The sequence below is a fragment of the Phyllobacterium sp. UNC302MFCol5.2 genome, from assembly GCF_000686005.1.
Taxonomy (GTDB): Bacteria; Pseudomonadota; Alphaproteobacteria; order Rhizobiales; family Rhizobiaceae; genus Phyllobacterium; species Phyllobacterium pellucidum.
Window position 1 is genome coordinate 1,659,445 of the sequence record NZ_JMLL01000010.1, and the last position, 13,512, is coordinate 1,672,956.

Here is a 13,512-nt window from a genome sequence, read left to right on the forward strand (position 1 = left end):
CCTATTGCTCCATGAAACGAACCCGGTGCCGGCGGAGTTAGCGAGTCGGTTCCTCCCTCATTCTCATGCAAGGTCTTGCCGTGTTTCGTTCGTTCATCCAGGTCTTCGCGCTTCTTTGCGGTACATCGTTTCTTGTCATGGCGTCCGGCCTGCACGGCTTGCTCCTGCCACTGCGCGGCGGTGCTGAAGGCTTCTCGACGACCTCGCTCGGCCTCCTAGGGACGGCCTGGGCAGGGGGCTTCATCACCTCCTGCCTGCTTGCGCCCCGCCTGGTGCGGCGGGTGGGCCATGTGCGGGCCTTCAGCGCCTTTGCCGCGATCGCGGCAATTGTTGCGCTGTTCACCGGGATTCTTGTCGAACCGATAGCGTGGATCGCCCTGCGCGCCCTGACCGGCTTTGCCATGGCGGGTTCCTACATGGTTATCGAGAGCTGGCTGAACGAGCGGGCGACGAACGCCAATCGCGGCCAGATTTTCGGCCTCTACATGGTGGTCAACTTCGCTTCCATCACGGTAGGCCAGATGATGATCGGCTTTGGCGACGTGCGCTCGGGGACGTTCTTCATGCTGACCGGCATCCTCTTCTGCCTCGCACTGATACCAACCGCCATTTCGACCGCCAGCAGTCCGAAACCGCTGACGGAAGTCCAGCTTGATCTCAGGGCCCTCTACCGCAATTCGCCCGTGGCTTTTCTGGGCTGTATCCTCATTGGCGTGGCCAACGGCGCGTTCGGTACGCTCGGTGCGGTCTATGGCGCCTCCACGGGCATTTCGACAACCGAGATCGCCTTGATGATGAGCGCGTCGGTTATGGGCGGCGCGCTGATGCAGATCCCCGTCGGCCGCATGTCCGACCGCACCGACCGGCGCTACGTCCTTGCGATCGTTGGCGGTGCAGCTGCGGTGATCGGCCTTCTGATCTTCCTCATCTCCCCGCATAATGCCTATGTTATCCTGATCATGACGGCGATCTATGGCGGGCTCGCCTATGCGCTCTATCCCGTCGCGGTCGCCCATGCCAATGACTTTGCCGACTCGGCAAATTTCGTCAAAGTCACGAGCGGCCTGCTGCTGCTCTACGGATTTGGCACGATGCTTGGTCCCATCCTCGGCGCCCTTGCCATGGAGAGCATTTCGCCATCTGCGCTCTTCGGCGTCACAGCGCTCGCGCATGTTCTGATCATGACCCATGCGATCATCCGCTCGCGCATGCGCGCGCCCGTGCCGATAGAGCTCAGGGACAATTTCAAAACTGCCGGCGCCGAGCGGGTAACGCCGGAAAGCGTGCGGCTTGACCCGCGCGCCGAAAACCCGGCGGAATAGGCGTTTGCGGACCTCTGGAGGTTCGCTCGACAACGAAATCCGTTGACAATGCGCTTCGTTTAAACCGACTATTCTACATGGTCGAGACGGATGCCTTTACAGCCATTTCAGATCCCAACCGCCGTTACCTCCTTGAGGAACTTCGCCGCGGGCCAAAAACCGTGAACGAGCTTGCGCTCGGGCTGCCGATCTCGCGGCCAGCGGTTTCCCAGCACCTGAAAGCGCTGCTTGATGCGCGCCTCGTCAAGGTGAAATCGGAGGGCACGCGCCGCATCTACGCCGTCGATGACAGCGGTTTCTTTCACTTGAATTTATGGCTCGACCAATTCTGGAGCGGGTGAGACGATTCTCATGGCGGGCAAAGAAAAACCCGGTCCCTGCGTGAAGCGGGGACCGGGCTCTTTTATCGCTGCCATCGCGGCGCTGGGTAGCTGCCGGATGGAATTTCGTGGGACCTTCCTAGTGGTGGGTGACGGCTAATTTCAGCCTTTCGATCTGTTCTTTCAGCATAAGCTTGCGACGCTTCAAATCGCTTATCATCAGGTCGTCGGAGGCGGGACTTAACAACGCATCAGCAATCTGCTTTTCAAGCGCTCCATGCTTACGTTCAAGCGTTTCAAGATGAGACTCAATGGCCATCCGGCTTCTCCCTTGGTTTGTTGCCCAACTCGTACGTGCTCCACTTGCCGCGCGGCAAGTATGTGACAGAGCCGTGACAGTCTGCCACCACTTTAAGCAATTGTCGAATTTGTTTCGTAGGATTTTCTTGTGGTGTAAAATGTGATATGGCGACGTGCTGGCGAGGACAGAATTGCCTGCAACCAGTCACTAGCTTCTATTACAGCGAAATATCGGGAATCACTGCATGTCCGATCAGGATCAGGCTGACATTCGATTGGCAGTCGCAAGATTGAAACAAGAACACATGGACTTCGATGCCGCCATACAAGCAATGATCCAGGTGGGCTGCGACCAGCTTCGCATCCAGCGCATGAAGAAGAAGAAGCTCATCATCAAAGACAAGCTCATCGAACTCGAAGACAAGATCACTCCCGATATAATTGCCTGATTTCAAGAACGGCAGGCACCTGTCCGCGAGTTAACTTGCGGGGGACAACCTTTTCCTTTAATCCGACCTACTCCCACACCGCCTCGTATTTCAGAGGATGCTCAATGCCAGATAAATGCGCTGACGTCGCAATCATCATGGGAAGCCAGTCCGACTGGGCCACCATGCGTCACGCCGCCGAAACGCTCGATGCGCTCGGCATTTCCCATGACGACCGGATCGTCTCGGCACACAGGACACCGGACCGTCTCGTCGCCTTTGCCAAAGGCGCGCGCGAGGATGGTTTCAAGGTCATTATTGCAGGCGCCGGCGGCGCTGCACATCTTCCCGGGATGGCAGCCTCGATGACTGCTTTGCCCGTGTTTGGCGTTCCGGTCGAATCGAAGGCCCTGTCGGGGCAGGATTCGCTGCTGTCGATCGTGCAGATGCCTGCAGGTATCCCGGTCGGGACATTGGCGATCGGGCGGGCTGGCGCCGTCAATGCAGCATTGCTGGCCGCGGCGGTTCTGGCACTGAACGATACAGCACTTGCGGTACGATTGGATGAATTCCGGCAGGCGCAAAGCGACAAGGTTGCTCTGCGGCCTTCTGACGAGGCATGAGCATGATATCTCCAGGTTCGACAATAGGCATTATCGGGGGCGGGCAGCTTGGGCGCATGCTGGCGATGGCGGCGGCGCGGCTTGGCTACCGGACGGTGATCCTGGAACCCCAGGCCGATTGTCCCGCAGGTCAGGTCGCCAACCAGCATATCCTCGCGGCCTATGACGAGCCGAATGCGCTCGAACAGCTCGCCGAGGTCAGCGATGTCATTACCTACGAATTCGAGAATGTGCCGGTCGATGCAGCGGAAACGCTGAACGAGACGAAAAGTGTGTTTCCCCCGCCCGAGGCGCTCAAGGTTTCGCAGGACCGCGTGGCGGAAAAGCGCTTCCTTGCCAAGGTCGGCATTCCGACGGCGCAATGGCGCATCGTCGAAAGCGAAGGCGATCTCGAAGCCGCCCTGCTGGCATTCGATGGCAAGGGCATATTGAAGACACGGCGCTTCGGCTATGACGGCAAGGGCCAGGTCAAGTTCACCGGAGCCAAGGGCGAGAGTGCGAAGGCCGGCTACGCGGCAATCGGCGCGGTACCCGCCATCCTCGAGGCGATGGTCGATTTCACGCGTGAAATCTCGGTAATCGCCGCGCGCGATCAGGAAGGCAATATCAAGGTCTACGACATCGCCGAGAACGTACATAAAGACGGCATTCTCGCGACGTCGACCGTCCCTGTATCGGTCTCATCCACCATGGCCGGGCTCGCTGCCGATGCCGCGCGCAAGCTGCTGGAAGGCCTGAATTACGTCGGCGTCGTCGGCGTCGAGTTCTTCGTTCTTGCCAACGGCACGCTGCTCGCCAATGAATTTGCCCCGCGCGTGCACAATTCCGGCCATTGGACGGAGGCTGCCTGTGCCGTCTCGCAATTTGAACAGCATATCCGCGCCATCGCCGGCTTGCCGCTCGGCGATACAAGGCGGCATTCCGACTGCGTGATGGAAAATCTGATCGGTGACGATATCGACAAAGTGCCGGAACTCCTCAAGGAGCCCGGTGCAGTCGTGCACGTTTACGGCAAGGCGGAAGCGCGCCCCGGCCGCAAGATGGGCCATGTCACGCGCATCAGCAAAAGACTTTAGCTGGACAAATAAGCGATTGAGCGCGGAATCATGCGATGAATCGCCAGCGGGGAGTTGACATTCGGGGTAATCATTGGCTATTTCCCGGCCACGTGTTTCCGGCGCGCTGCTCAGGCGCGCTTTTTATTGGTGCCCGGTTTCGGGCGTAAAGATACCGGTGCTGAAATGAAGATCAAGAACTCGCTCAAGGCTCTCAAGGCCCGTCATCGTGACAATCAGCTGGTCCGTCGCAAGGGCCGCATCTACATCATCAACAAGACTGCTCCGCGTTTCAAAGCGCGCCAGGGCTGATCGTCCGCGACTCACGCTTATTTGCATTTGACGTTTCGCTGATACGGATTACGATCCGTCTCATGCGGAGCGTCTTTGCGTTTTCAGTCGTAACTTCACTGGCAATATCGCCAGCCTTGGCTTTCGCCGAGGACCAAACGCCCATCGGACAACAGGCCGCCCTTCCCGATATGACCCAGGCGCAAAAGCGCGCTTTGCGGCTCGATGAACTCTTTGCTTCTTTGAAGCGCGAGAGCAACGAGGTGAAGGCTGCGCGCATTGCCTCGCTGATCCAGATTCAATGGCAAAACTCCGGCAGCGCCACCGTCGACCTCATGATGGGCTGGGCCGCCAAGGCGATGGAAGACAAGAAATACTCGGTCGCCCTCGATTTTCTCGACCAGGTCGTGACGATGAAGCCCGATTTTGCCGAGGGCTGGAACCGGCGCGCGACGCTGCACTTCCTCATGAATGACTATGGCCGTTCCATGGCCGACATACAGAAAACACTGGCGCTTGAGCCGCGGCATTTCGGTGCCATGGCAGGCATGGCCGCTATCCTCAAGGATACGGGGCGCAAGGAAGCCGCCCTCCAGGCTTTCGAACGTGTCCTCACGGTCTATCCGATGATGCGCGAAGCGCAGAAACAGGCCGGGGAACTTGCCGACGAACTCACCGGCCAGCGCACCTGATATCCAGGCGATTTGGGCTGGCGGATGCCGGCATGGCACAAATGCAATGTGGTTCGAACCCGCAGGCCGAACCACATCAATTCAAGTTCAATATGCCCGGTTTAGATGCCGGTCAGGCCGTCCGAACCGATATAGGCGATGCGCAGCATATTGGTCGAGCCGGGCGTGCGCAGTGGCACACCTGCCGAAATGATCACCCGGTCGCCCGGATTGCCGAACTCTTCCTGATAGGCAATATGGCAGGCGCGATCGACCATGTCGTCGAGATCGGATGCGTCCTCCGTCACGACGCAGTGCAGGCCCCAGACCAGCGACAGCTTGCGGGCCGTCTCCACCACGGGCGAAAGCGCGATGATCGGCAGTAGCGGGCGCTCACGCGCTGCGCGCAGTCCGGTTGTGCCGGACGCCGTGTAGGTGACGATGGCAGAAAGGTTCAGCGTCTCGGCGATCTGGCGGGCGGCGAGCGAGATTGCATCGGCGCCGGTTGCATTGGGCTCCGGGCGCTGAGCATGGATGATACCCGGATAGTTCGGGTCGCGCTCGACCTCTTCGGCGACGCGCGCCATCGTCGAGACAGCTTCGATCGGATAATCGCCGGCGGCAGATTCGGCCGAAAGCATCACCGCGTCCGCGCCTTCGAAAACGGCGGTAGCGACGTCAGACACTTCAGCGCGGGTCGGGACCGGGGCCGTGATCATCGATTCCAGCATCTGGGTCGCGACGACGACAGGCTTGCCCGCACGCCGGCAGGCACGAATGATCTGCTTCTGGATACCCGGAACCGATTCGAGGGGCATCTCGACGCCGAGATCGCCGCGGGCGACCATCAGCGCGTCGGAAAGCTCGATGATTTCATCGAGCCGCGCCACGGCCTGCGGCTTTTCGATCTTGGAAAGGAGAGCAACGCGGCCACGGGAGATCTTGCGCACTTCCGCAAGATCCTCGGGCCGCTGGATAAAGGAGAGGGCGACCCAGTCGATTTCTTCCTGCAGGACCGCATCAAGATCGCGCCGGTCCTTCTCGGTCAGCGCACCGACGCCGAGCGTTGTATCGGGCAGGCTGACGCCTTTCTTGTCGGAAATCTTGGTGCCCGAAACGACGCGGCAGCGGATCGACTTGCCGTCCGATGCCTCGGCGACGAGCGCCAGCTTGCCATCGTCGATGAGCAGGCGATGGCCGGGCTCGACGGCCTCGAGAATCTCGGGATGCGGCAGGAACACGCGGGTGTTGTCGCCGGGCGTATCATTGCTATCGAGCGTGAAGGTCTGGCCCGGCGTAAGATCGACCTTGCCGTCCGCGAACTTGCCGACACGCAGCTTCGGGCCCTGAAGGTCGGCGAGAATGCCGATCGGGCGGCCGAGGTCCTTCTCGACGCGGCGGATGCGGCGCACGAGCTCGCGCATCAGATCGTGACTGGCATGGCTCATGTTGATGCGGAATACGTCAGCACCCGCTTCGAACAATTTGCGGATCATGGCTTCTTCGGAGGAAGCGGGTCCGAGGGTGGCTAGAATCTTGACCTTGCGGCGACGTCTCATTGAGGAGGGGTATCCGTTACGATTGGAGAGGAGGGAGGATTCTCTTCGGTAAGCTGGACCATCCAGCTCGTCTGCTCGCCGGTATCATACTCCTGAAATCCCGCGCGCTGAAATCCGCGGGCAAAACAGTCATTGATGCCAGTGATCTTAAACTGGTTTTCCGCGACACACATATTGATCTTGCCGTCCCAGCGGCCGCCGCTCTGGGCGTCTTCCGCGTAGAGATAATAGTAGCGCGATGTCAGCGGTCCGACGACGAGGGTCGTGCAGGACGAGGCGTTGACATGCCACCAGCCTTCGGTGATCCAGCCCGTCTTGGCGCGATAGCCGAGCGCGACGCCGACAAGATTTTGTGTGGTGTTGCACACGCGAAAATCAGCGTGGGCCTTCTCAGGAGCCGCAAAACTGGCTGCTAGAAATATGAATAAAAAAGCCGCTAGAAAGCTGCCCAGGCGCGTCCGCCGATGCTGATCGGGGTGGAATTCAATGCCCTCACGCAATATTGCCTCCGTCCGTCTTCGAACCTCTTTTCGGCAGTTTCATGGGCATTGTCAACGCGCTAATCGTTTGAATGGCAAGTTCAGCGACGAGTGCGACAAAAGAATGATCATTGCCATGAAAGAGCAGGGCAAAGGCGGCGAAACAAGCGCGATTTCGGTTGATAGAGCTTAACGCTGGCGGGGACGGTCAAACTGGCGGCGCGGCATGGACGGCCACACGTTCTCTGGGTCGTTCAGCATATCCGGTCGATCAGCGCATCAGATGGAATCAGCCTATTAATGCGCCCGGGTCGTTCGAAAGTGCGCATATTCGTTGCAAAGCGGTCCAGCCCGTGGAAAACAGGAAGTTGTCATCCCCAAGCAGCGAGCACCGCGAATGCCGTTTTCACCTCTTCATCTGGTAGATGGCGATAGGGCCAGGGGCCTTATCCTGCTTGCCGATCACGCGCGGCGCGATTTGCCTCAGGCGTATGGTTCGCTCGGCCTGCCGCCGTCAGAATTCGAGCGTCACATCGCCTATGATATAGGCGTCGAGCATTTGACGCGGCGGCTCGCGGCTATGCTCGGGGTACCCGCGGTCCTTGGCGGCTTCTCGCGGCTTTTGATCGATCCCAATCGCGGCGAGGACGACCCGACGCTGATCATGCGCTTGTCCGATGGCGCGATCATTCCGGGCAACAATCCCATGCCGCCGGAGGAGCGCGCGAGGCGGATCGAAGGCTATTACCGGCCTTATCACACGGCGGTTTCACAAGCGATCGAAGCGGTGGCCAAGGCGAGCGGCAAGGCGCCGCTCGTTATTTCCATCCATTCGTTCACGGCCTTCTGGAAGGCAACGCCGCGTCCCTGGCATGCCGGCATTCTCTGGGACAAGGACTGGCGCGCGGTCCGCCCGCTGATCGAAGGTCTCAGAGCCGATCCGCAACTCGTCGTAGGCGACAATGAGCCCTATGACGGAGCGCTCCGCAATGACACGATGTTCCAACATTGCATCGTGACGGGCCTCGCTCACGCATTGATCGAAGTGCGACAGGATCTCATCGCCGAGGAAGCAGGGGTCGAACAATGGGCCAACCGGCTTGCGCCGATCCTTGACGCCATCAATGCCGACCCCGATATGCATGTGGTCAGGCATTTCGGTTCGCGAACCGGGCCCATTGCCGGATCGCCTGATGAGACATCGAACTGAATCGAGCGGAGATCGGATCATGACCAAGCTTACGAACGAGCAACAGACGGCTTTCGAAGCCGCCGCCTTCCGCAAGTTGGTCGAGCACCTGCGCGAACGCAGTGACGTGCAGAATATCGACTTGATGAACCTTGCCGGCTTCTGCCGCAACTGCCTGTCGAATTGGTACAGGGATGCCGCCGAGGGCGACGGCGTTTCGATGTCGAAAGAAGAATCGCGCGAGATCATTTATGGCGAGCCCTATGCGCAGTGGCAAGCCAGGAACCAGCGTGAAGCGAGCGAGGCACAAAAGGCTGCCTTCGAGGCGAACAAACCATCGCATTGAGCCAAGCCCCGGCGGGCCCTCCTCCAATTCAAATGCATCCAAGCCTACTCTTAACTTGACTCGTGATGGGCTCGTCGGGCATCGGAACCCTTCGCGCGGCCAACCGAGTCGCACAGGATTTAGGAGCGGAGTATGAGCATGGATGATCTGGCAGCGCAGGGTGGTGTCGAAGGCGTAGCAGCAGCGGAACTGCGGCAGTTCATCGAGCGCATCGAACGGCTCGAAGAAGAAAAGACGACCCTTCAGGACGACATCAAGGAAGTGATGGCCGAGGCCAAGGGCCGCGGCTACGACACCAAGATCATCCGCACGATCGTGCGGCTTCGCAAGAAGGATGCCAATGAGCGCAAGGAAGAAGAGGCTATCCTCGAACTCTACATGAACGCGCTCGGCATGGAATAACGCAGGAACAGGATAATCCGCAGGAGGTTATCGACCCCATCCTGCGGATTGTTACTGCTTGCTGCTCAGCGCCGTTTTTATGCTGGCAACTCGAAATCGGTCGAGACTGATACTTCGCGCCAGTTGGCGACGAGCTCCGCATCGGATGTGTGCTTGGCCGAGATCGCAGCCAAGGTGTCGCTGCCGAGCGGCAGGCGAACCGGCGGATTTTCTGCATCGACGAATGCAACCACCACCTCCGCGAGCTTGTCGGGATTGCCGGGCTGGTTGTGACTGATTTCCCTGGCCTTGTTCCGTACCGCCCCAGCGGTCAGCGCGTAGTCGTCAATCTCGATCGGACTGACACTCAACGAGGTAGAATCGAGAAAGTCGGTACGGAAATATCCCGGCTCTATGGCGGTAACGTGGATGCCGAGCGGGCTCAGTTCCTCGGCAAGAGCCTCGGTCAGGCCTTCCACGGCGAATTTCGTCGAACAATAGACGCCGAAGCCCGCGCCGCTGCGATAGCCTCCGACCGAAGAGAAGTTGAGGATGCGTCCTGATCTCTGGCGGCGCATATGCGGAAGCACCGCGCGGGTCACGGCCAACAGTCCGAAGACGTTGGTGCGATAAAGCGCCTCAACCTCTGCGCTGCTTGCCTCTTCCACCGCGCCAAGCAGGCCGTAGCCCGCATTGTTGACGAGCACATCGATGCGCCCGAAGCGGGCGATTGCCTCCTTGACCGCCTGATGCGCCTGCGTCTCGTCAGTGACGTCGAGAGCAACGGCGAGAAGGTTGGATCGCTCGCCGAAGCGGTCGGTGATCGCCTTGGGACTGCGTGCCGAAGCAACGACTTGGTCACCCTTGGCAAGGGCCTTTTCAACGATGAGAGCACCAAAACCACGCGATGCCCCGGTAACGAACCATGTATGCATTTGAACCTCCTGTTGTTCTAAGCTGTGGGAGATTTCTATCGTGAAGTGGCTGTTGAGATAATCCACTGGATTCTCTTTGCGTTGATGAGTAAAATTCAACAATGCGAAAAGTATCATCCTCCGACCTTGCGCCATTTCTGGTTCTTGCGCGGCATCGCAGTTTCCGTCGCGCCGCTGACGAGATCGGATGCACGACGTCAGCCTTAAGCCATGCCCTGAAGGCGCTGGAGGAGAGATTGGACCTCCGGCTCTTCAACCGTACGACGCGCAGCGTCGCCTTGACCGAAGCCGGAGAGCGTCTGCTTGCACGGGTGGCGCCGGCGTTTCGCGATATCGACGATGCACTGGATGACCTCAATGAGCTGCGCGGCGCACCGATCGGACGGCTGCGCTTCAATACGGCGCATGTCTCGGCAAAGATGGTGCTTCTCCCTGTTGTCGCCCGTTTCCTGGAGGCTCACCCGAAGATCAGCGTCGAAATCGCCGTCGCCAACGATCTGGTGGACATGGTGTCGGAGGGTTTCGATGCCGGGATTCGTTTCGGCGAGGTGATTGCGCAGGACATGATTGCGGTGCCGATCGGTCCGCGCCAGCGCACCGCAATCGTGGCGTCCCCAGCGTTTTTCGATGCCCATGCCAAGCCGACGACGCCAGAGCATTTGCAACGTCTTCCCTGCGTTGGATTGCGCTTCGGCAGCGGCCGCCTTTATGCGTGGGAATTCGAGCGTGGCGGCGTGGAGTTAAGCGTCGAGGTCGATGGACCGCTCATCGTCGATGATCAGGACATAATGATCGAGGCTGCGCTTCTCGGCGTCGGCGTCGCCTATGCCTTCGAGAGCCAGGCGATCGCGCATATCGAAGCGGGGAGGCTCGTCCGGGTGCTCGAGGACTGGTGTCCCTACTATGGCGGCCTTTATCTTTACTACCCGAGCCGGAGGCAGATGCCCGCTGCGCTTCGCGCGTTCGTTGACTTCGTCAAGGCGTCGGGTACCGCGCTCAGCGCTTGAGATATTTTGCACTTAGCAGAAAGAGGGGAACCGACGCCGCCCAGAAAACGGCGCCTTCCACGGCCCTGTATGAGGCTACGCCGACAATTCCACCGAGCAGGAATGATGCGATTGTTGCCGAGTGCAGTTTCAGTCGTTGAATGGTCGTATTGCGGGCATCATGGGATCGCCACAGCGTCGCAAGCCCAACGCCAATATCCGTTGCTACACCTGAAACATGCGTTGTTCGGACCCGCCCCGCGGAAATGCGGGTTGAAGCAGCGTTCTGAATGCCCATGGTAAAGCTGAGCATTCCAACGATCAATGTTCCCCTTGTGGGACCGGACCCGTGAATATCGAGGGCGCCGACAATGAGGAGCAGGCAAGCTTCTGCCAGGAGTGTAAGCGCATAAACCTTCTGCCAGTTATTGTGTTTGCCGAGCTGGATGAACAGGGAAGCGGCAAACGCCCCAAGGATGAAGAGCACAACGATGGAGGCGAAGGCTGTCGCGATGACAACTTGTCCGAGCGATATATGGTCGGAGATCAGCGAAACGTTGCCTGTCATGTTCGCGGAGAAATAGCCAAAGGCAAAATAGCCCGCGCTGTTCACCGCTCCAGCCACAAACGACAATATAGCTGCGAGGGTGAGGTCAATTCGAGATGTGCGATGGTCGCCCTCTTTGATCAGCATTGCCCCACCCGTTGGAGATTTGTAATTGTTGGCCAAGTCAATCTTGAGTCTCAGCACCAATCAAGGGCCCGTTGCCCGGACATTGCCGATCTAGGGCAGAACATTAATCGCTCGGGCGGCGACAATGACGAGCGTCAAAAGTGAAATTGTGCTCTCCACCATCATGAGCGACTTGGCGCGGCGCGTAAGCGGCAGGACATCGGTGGGGCTGAAGGCGGTCGCCGTATTGAACCCAAGAAACAGGTAATCGAGGAACAATGGCCTCCAGTCAGGCGGTGCGAGTTCAGGCGCCGTCGCCTGCGGAAACAACCAGTCCGGCTTGGTGCTTGCATTGCTCATCCGCGCGCCTGGCCCGCCGCGATCGATTTGCCAGTACAGCAGGGAAAAGGTCAAAACATTCGTTACCCAGATCGCGAGGGACGAAGAGAGCAGCGAGACCGCTCGTGTCTCTGGTGGATGAATCGTGATGATCCCAATCATATCGGCAAGTTCCGCCGCCGTGTTGGCCGCGTAGACCGCTGCAAGCAGCATGATTGCAATGCGTTCCGCTTTCACCCAAAATGCGCTGCCGGTCAGCGTGACGGCAGCCATCGGGACAAGCACCACGAGGACGACGACGTAGGAAATCCAAACCGGCATCACGTGCACATGATGGGGAAGAACTGCGAGCAGGCCAAACACGGCCAGAATGGCCAGCGCGGGAATCCATCGTGGTTCGCCACGAACGTTTGTCGACATTGCCCGCCCGCCCCCCATCGGCTCAGCAATCGTCCCTGCAGCGTAGTCTTGATAGCCGGACGCCACAAGGGCGCGCCCTTCGTAGGGTTCAATCCAACCCGCGCAGTTTGCCGAACGTGTCGTTCAGTGGCATCTTCGGCGCGACAAGATCCGCTCTGCAACAAAGGCAGCCCGAGAAATGCCCGTAGACGTCGACCAACTTTCAGCCATGATCTCTCATGCTGTTGCTCCAGTATTCCTGCTGGCAGCCATCGCGGCGCTGGTATCCATACTGATCAACCGTATGACGGGCGTGACCGACCGCATCAGAAATCTCAATCAGATCGCTGACGACGATACGAGCCGCAAGTGGCTCAAGGCGGACATAGCGCGGCTGAAGCGGCGCGAAGTCCTGTTGAATCAGGCCCTGCAATTGGCCGTCATCGGCGCAATCGGCATTGCCATACTCTTGCTGGTCGGGTTCGTGGTGGCATTCCTCGGCTATCGCCACGAGCCGGGCGCAGGCGCGCTTTTCGTCATATCGTTGTGCTTGCTGGTCGGTTGCCTCGTCCGTTTCCTGCAGGATGTCCGCATCTCGCTGAGCGAACACGATCACCACCTCTGACTGTCAGGTCAGGCATCAGGGTCTGTCTGATCGGAAGACCGTTCCTTCGGTCCCTTGATCCGTGCCCGGTCGAGCTTGCCGAACTCAGTCATGATGCTGACGAGAACGCTGCTCGTCCAACCGAATGTGAACAAGCCGGAAATGGCTATGATCGGGCCGAGCAAGCGCCAGCGTTCAGGCAGGGCGATATTGCCTTGGCCGAGTGTCGTATAGCTCTCAAGGACGAAATAGTAGCTGTCACGCATGGAGGGGATAAAACCTCTCGCATAAATCGGAGCGGCCCAAATGAGGGTCTCGGTGAAATGCAGCGCCGAGAGCGAGGCAATCGTCGCGGCGAGTAGAAGGTTGATGCGCCAGTGCGACGTGCCACTGTCTACATGAACCCAGGCCCGGTTGAAGCGCAAGTTGATTGCCCGAATTCCGGCGCCGTGGACAAAGATGACAATAATCAGAATAACTGTGCCGACAGCAATCTCGAGAACCGGCTCAGGCGTGGAAAGGTCATTCATCGTGTCACCCATGTCTCGCGTAACCAGAGGGCCTGCAGCCGGAAGAAACTATCGCAATGCAGGACAAACTAGCACGGGTGCC

General features: G+C 59.1%; 18 protein-coding genes and 1 pseudogene. 12 read left to right on the top strand and 7 right to left on the bottom strand.

Translation table 11 applies throughout. The features are described from left to right. The first annotated feature begins 65 nt into the window (after positions 1–65). Together BR48_RS0110025 and BR48_RS0110030 are read left to right on the top strand one after the other, a co-directional pair. Entirely contained in the window at positions 66–1,322 is a 1,257-nt protein-coding gene (locus BR48_RS0110025; protein ID WP_036813647.1) for an MFS transporter, read from the top strand. 77 nt (positions 1,323–1,399) lie between these two features. Next, complete coding sequence (locus BR48_RS0110030; RefSeq protein WP_027231184.1) at positions 1,400–1,663, top strand: metalloregulator ArsR/SmtB family transcription factor; 264 nt, start codon at positions 1,400–1,402, stop codon at positions 1,661–1,663. Positions 1,664–1,781: 118 nt separating this feature from the next. Here the strand turns inward: BR48_RS0110030 and BR48_RS0110035 are convergent, their stop codons facing one another. Continuing rightward, a complete protein-coding gene (locus BR48_RS0110035; RefSeq protein ID WP_027231185.1) occupies positions 1,782–1,961 on the bottom strand; it encodes a DUF465 domain-containing protein in 180 nt (59 codons plus the stop codon). A 226-nt stretch (positions 1,962–2,187) separates the two neighbouring features. Here BR48_RS0110035 and BR48_RS0110040 point away from each other — a divergent pair, with 226 nt between their 5' ends. The 5 genes from BR48_RS0110040 to BR48_RS0110060 all read left to right on the top strand — a co-directional run bounded on the left by BR48_RS0110040 (position 2,188) and on the right by BR48_RS0110060 (position 5,031). Continuing rightward, the gene (locus tag BR48_RS0110040) at positions 2,188–2,391 is read left to right on the top strand and encodes a DUF465 domain-containing protein (RefSeq protein ID WP_027231186.1); all 204 of its coding nucleotides are present in this window, start codon (positions 2,188–2,190) and stop codon (positions 2,389–2,391) included. 104 nt (positions 2,392–2,495) lie between these two features. After that, positions 2,496–2,993 carry a 5-(carboxyamino)imidazole ribonucleotide mutase gene (gene purE / locus BR48_RS0110045; RefSeq protein WP_027231187.1) on the top strand — a complete coding sequence of 166 codons (498 nt, stop codon included), beginning with the start codon at positions 2,496–2,498 and terminating at the stop codon, positions 2,991–2,993. 2 nt (positions 2,994–2,995) lie between these two features. After that, positions 2,996–4,069 carry a 5-(carboxyamino)imidazole ribonucleotide synthase gene (locus BR48_RS0110050; RefSeq protein ID WP_027231188.1) on the top strand — a complete coding sequence of 358 codons (1,074 nt, stop codon included), beginning with the start codon at positions 2,996–2,998 and terminating at the stop codon, positions 4,067–4,069. A gap of 165 nt (positions 4,070–4,234) precedes the next feature. Continuing rightward, a complete protein-coding gene (gene ykgO / locus BR48_RS0110055; protein WP_027231189.1) occupies positions 4,235–4,360 on the top strand; it encodes a type B 50S ribosomal protein L36 in 126 nt (41 codons plus the stop codon). Positions 4,361–4,422: 62 nt separating this feature from the next. Next, positions 4,423–5,031 (top strand): hypothetical protein, encoded by a 609-nt coding sequence (locus BR48_RS0110060; protein ID WP_027231190.1) that lies wholly within the window; start codon positions 4,423–4,425, stop codon positions 5,029–5,031. Between the two features lie 101 nt (positions 5,032–5,132). Here the strand turns inward: BR48_RS0110060 and pyk are convergent, their stop codons facing one another. Then, positions 5,133–6,569 (bottom strand): pyruvate kinase, encoded by a 1,437-nt coding sequence (gene pyk, locus BR48_RS0110065; protein ID WP_027231191.1) that lies wholly within the window; start codon positions 6,567–6,569, stop codon positions 5,133–5,135. Beyond that, a pseudogene (locus BR48_RS0110070) lies at positions 6,566–6,958 on the bottom strand (DUF1036 domain-containing protein); the annotation flags it as partial. The gene pyk and the pseudogene BR48_RS0110070, both read right to left, overlap by 4 nt. Positions 6,959–7,445: 487 nt before the next feature. Between BR48_RS0110070 and BR48_RS0110080 the strand changes: the two are divergent. The 3 genes from BR48_RS0110080 to BR48_RS0110090 all read left to right on the top strand — a co-directional run bounded on the left by BR48_RS0110080 (position 7,446) and on the right by BR48_RS0110090 (position 8,985). After that, on the top strand, positions 7,446–8,258 hold the full coding sequence (locus BR48_RS0110080; protein WP_027231193.1) for an N-formylglutamate amidohydrolase: 813 nt from the start codon (positions 7,446–7,448) through the stop codon (positions 8,256–8,258). Positions 8,259–8,277: 19 nt separating this feature from the next. Further along, positions 8,278–8,583, top strand: a complete 306-nt coding sequence (locus BR48_RS0110085; protein ID WP_027231194.1) for a DUF1244 domain-containing protein — start codon at positions 8,278–8,280, stop codon at positions 8,581–8,583. 138 nt (positions 8,584–8,721) lie between these two features. Next, entirely contained in the window at positions 8,722–8,985 is a 264-nt protein-coding gene (locus BR48_RS0110090) for a DUF2312 domain-containing protein (RefSeq protein WP_027231195.1), read from the top strand. A 77-nt stretch (positions 8,986–9,062) separates the two neighbouring features. Here the strand turns inward: BR48_RS0110090 and BR48_RS0110095 are convergent, their stop codons facing one another. Next, the gene (locus BR48_RS0110095; protein WP_027231196.1) at positions 9,063–9,899 is read right to left on the bottom strand and encodes an oxidoreductase; all 837 of its coding nucleotides are present in this window, start codon (positions 9,897–9,899) and stop codon (positions 9,063–9,065) included. 101 nt (positions 9,900–10,000) lie between these two features. Here BR48_RS0110095 and BR48_RS0110100 point away from each other — a divergent pair, with 101 nt between their 5' ends. Further along, the gene (locus BR48_RS0110100; protein ID WP_027231197.1) at positions 10,001–10,906 is read left to right on the top strand and encodes a LysR family transcriptional regulator; all 906 of its coding nucleotides are present in this window, start codon (positions 10,001–10,003) and stop codon (positions 10,904–10,906) included. On the opposite strand, the gene BR48_RS24245 is transcribed toward BR48_RS0110100, so the two are convergent. Both BR48_RS24245 and BR48_RS0110110 read right to left on the bottom strand, forming a co-directional pair. Next, positions 10,896–11,579, bottom strand: coding sequence for a YoaK family protein (locus tag BR48_RS24245; RefSeq protein WP_036814143.1), 684 nt, complete (start codon positions 11,577–11,579; stop codon positions 10,896–10,898). The genes BR48_RS0110100 and BR48_RS24245 overlap by 11 nt on opposite strands. Before the next feature lie 90 nt (positions 11,580–11,669). Next, on the bottom strand, positions 11,670–12,317 hold the full coding sequence (locus BR48_RS0110110; protein ID WP_027231198.1) for a hypothetical protein: 648 nt from the start codon (positions 12,315–12,317) through the stop codon (positions 11,670–11,672). Between the two features lie 178 nt (positions 12,318–12,495). On the opposite strand from BR48_RS0110110, the gene BR48_RS0110115 reads away from it, so the two are divergent. Continuing rightward, positions 12,496–12,921 (top strand): DUF2721 domain-containing protein, encoded by a 426-nt coding sequence (locus BR48_RS0110115; RefSeq protein WP_027231199.1) that lies wholly within the window; start codon positions 12,496–12,498, stop codon positions 12,919–12,921. Positions 12,922–12,929: 8 nt separating this feature from the next. Here BR48_RS0110115 and BR48_RS0110120 read toward each other — a convergent pair whose 3' ends face one another. Continuing rightward, complete coding sequence (locus tag BR48_RS0110120) at positions 12,930–13,430, bottom strand: ion channel (protein WP_027231200.1); 501 nt, start codon at positions 13,428–13,430, stop codon at positions 12,930–12,932. Positions 13,431–13,512: the final 82 nt, after the last annotated feature.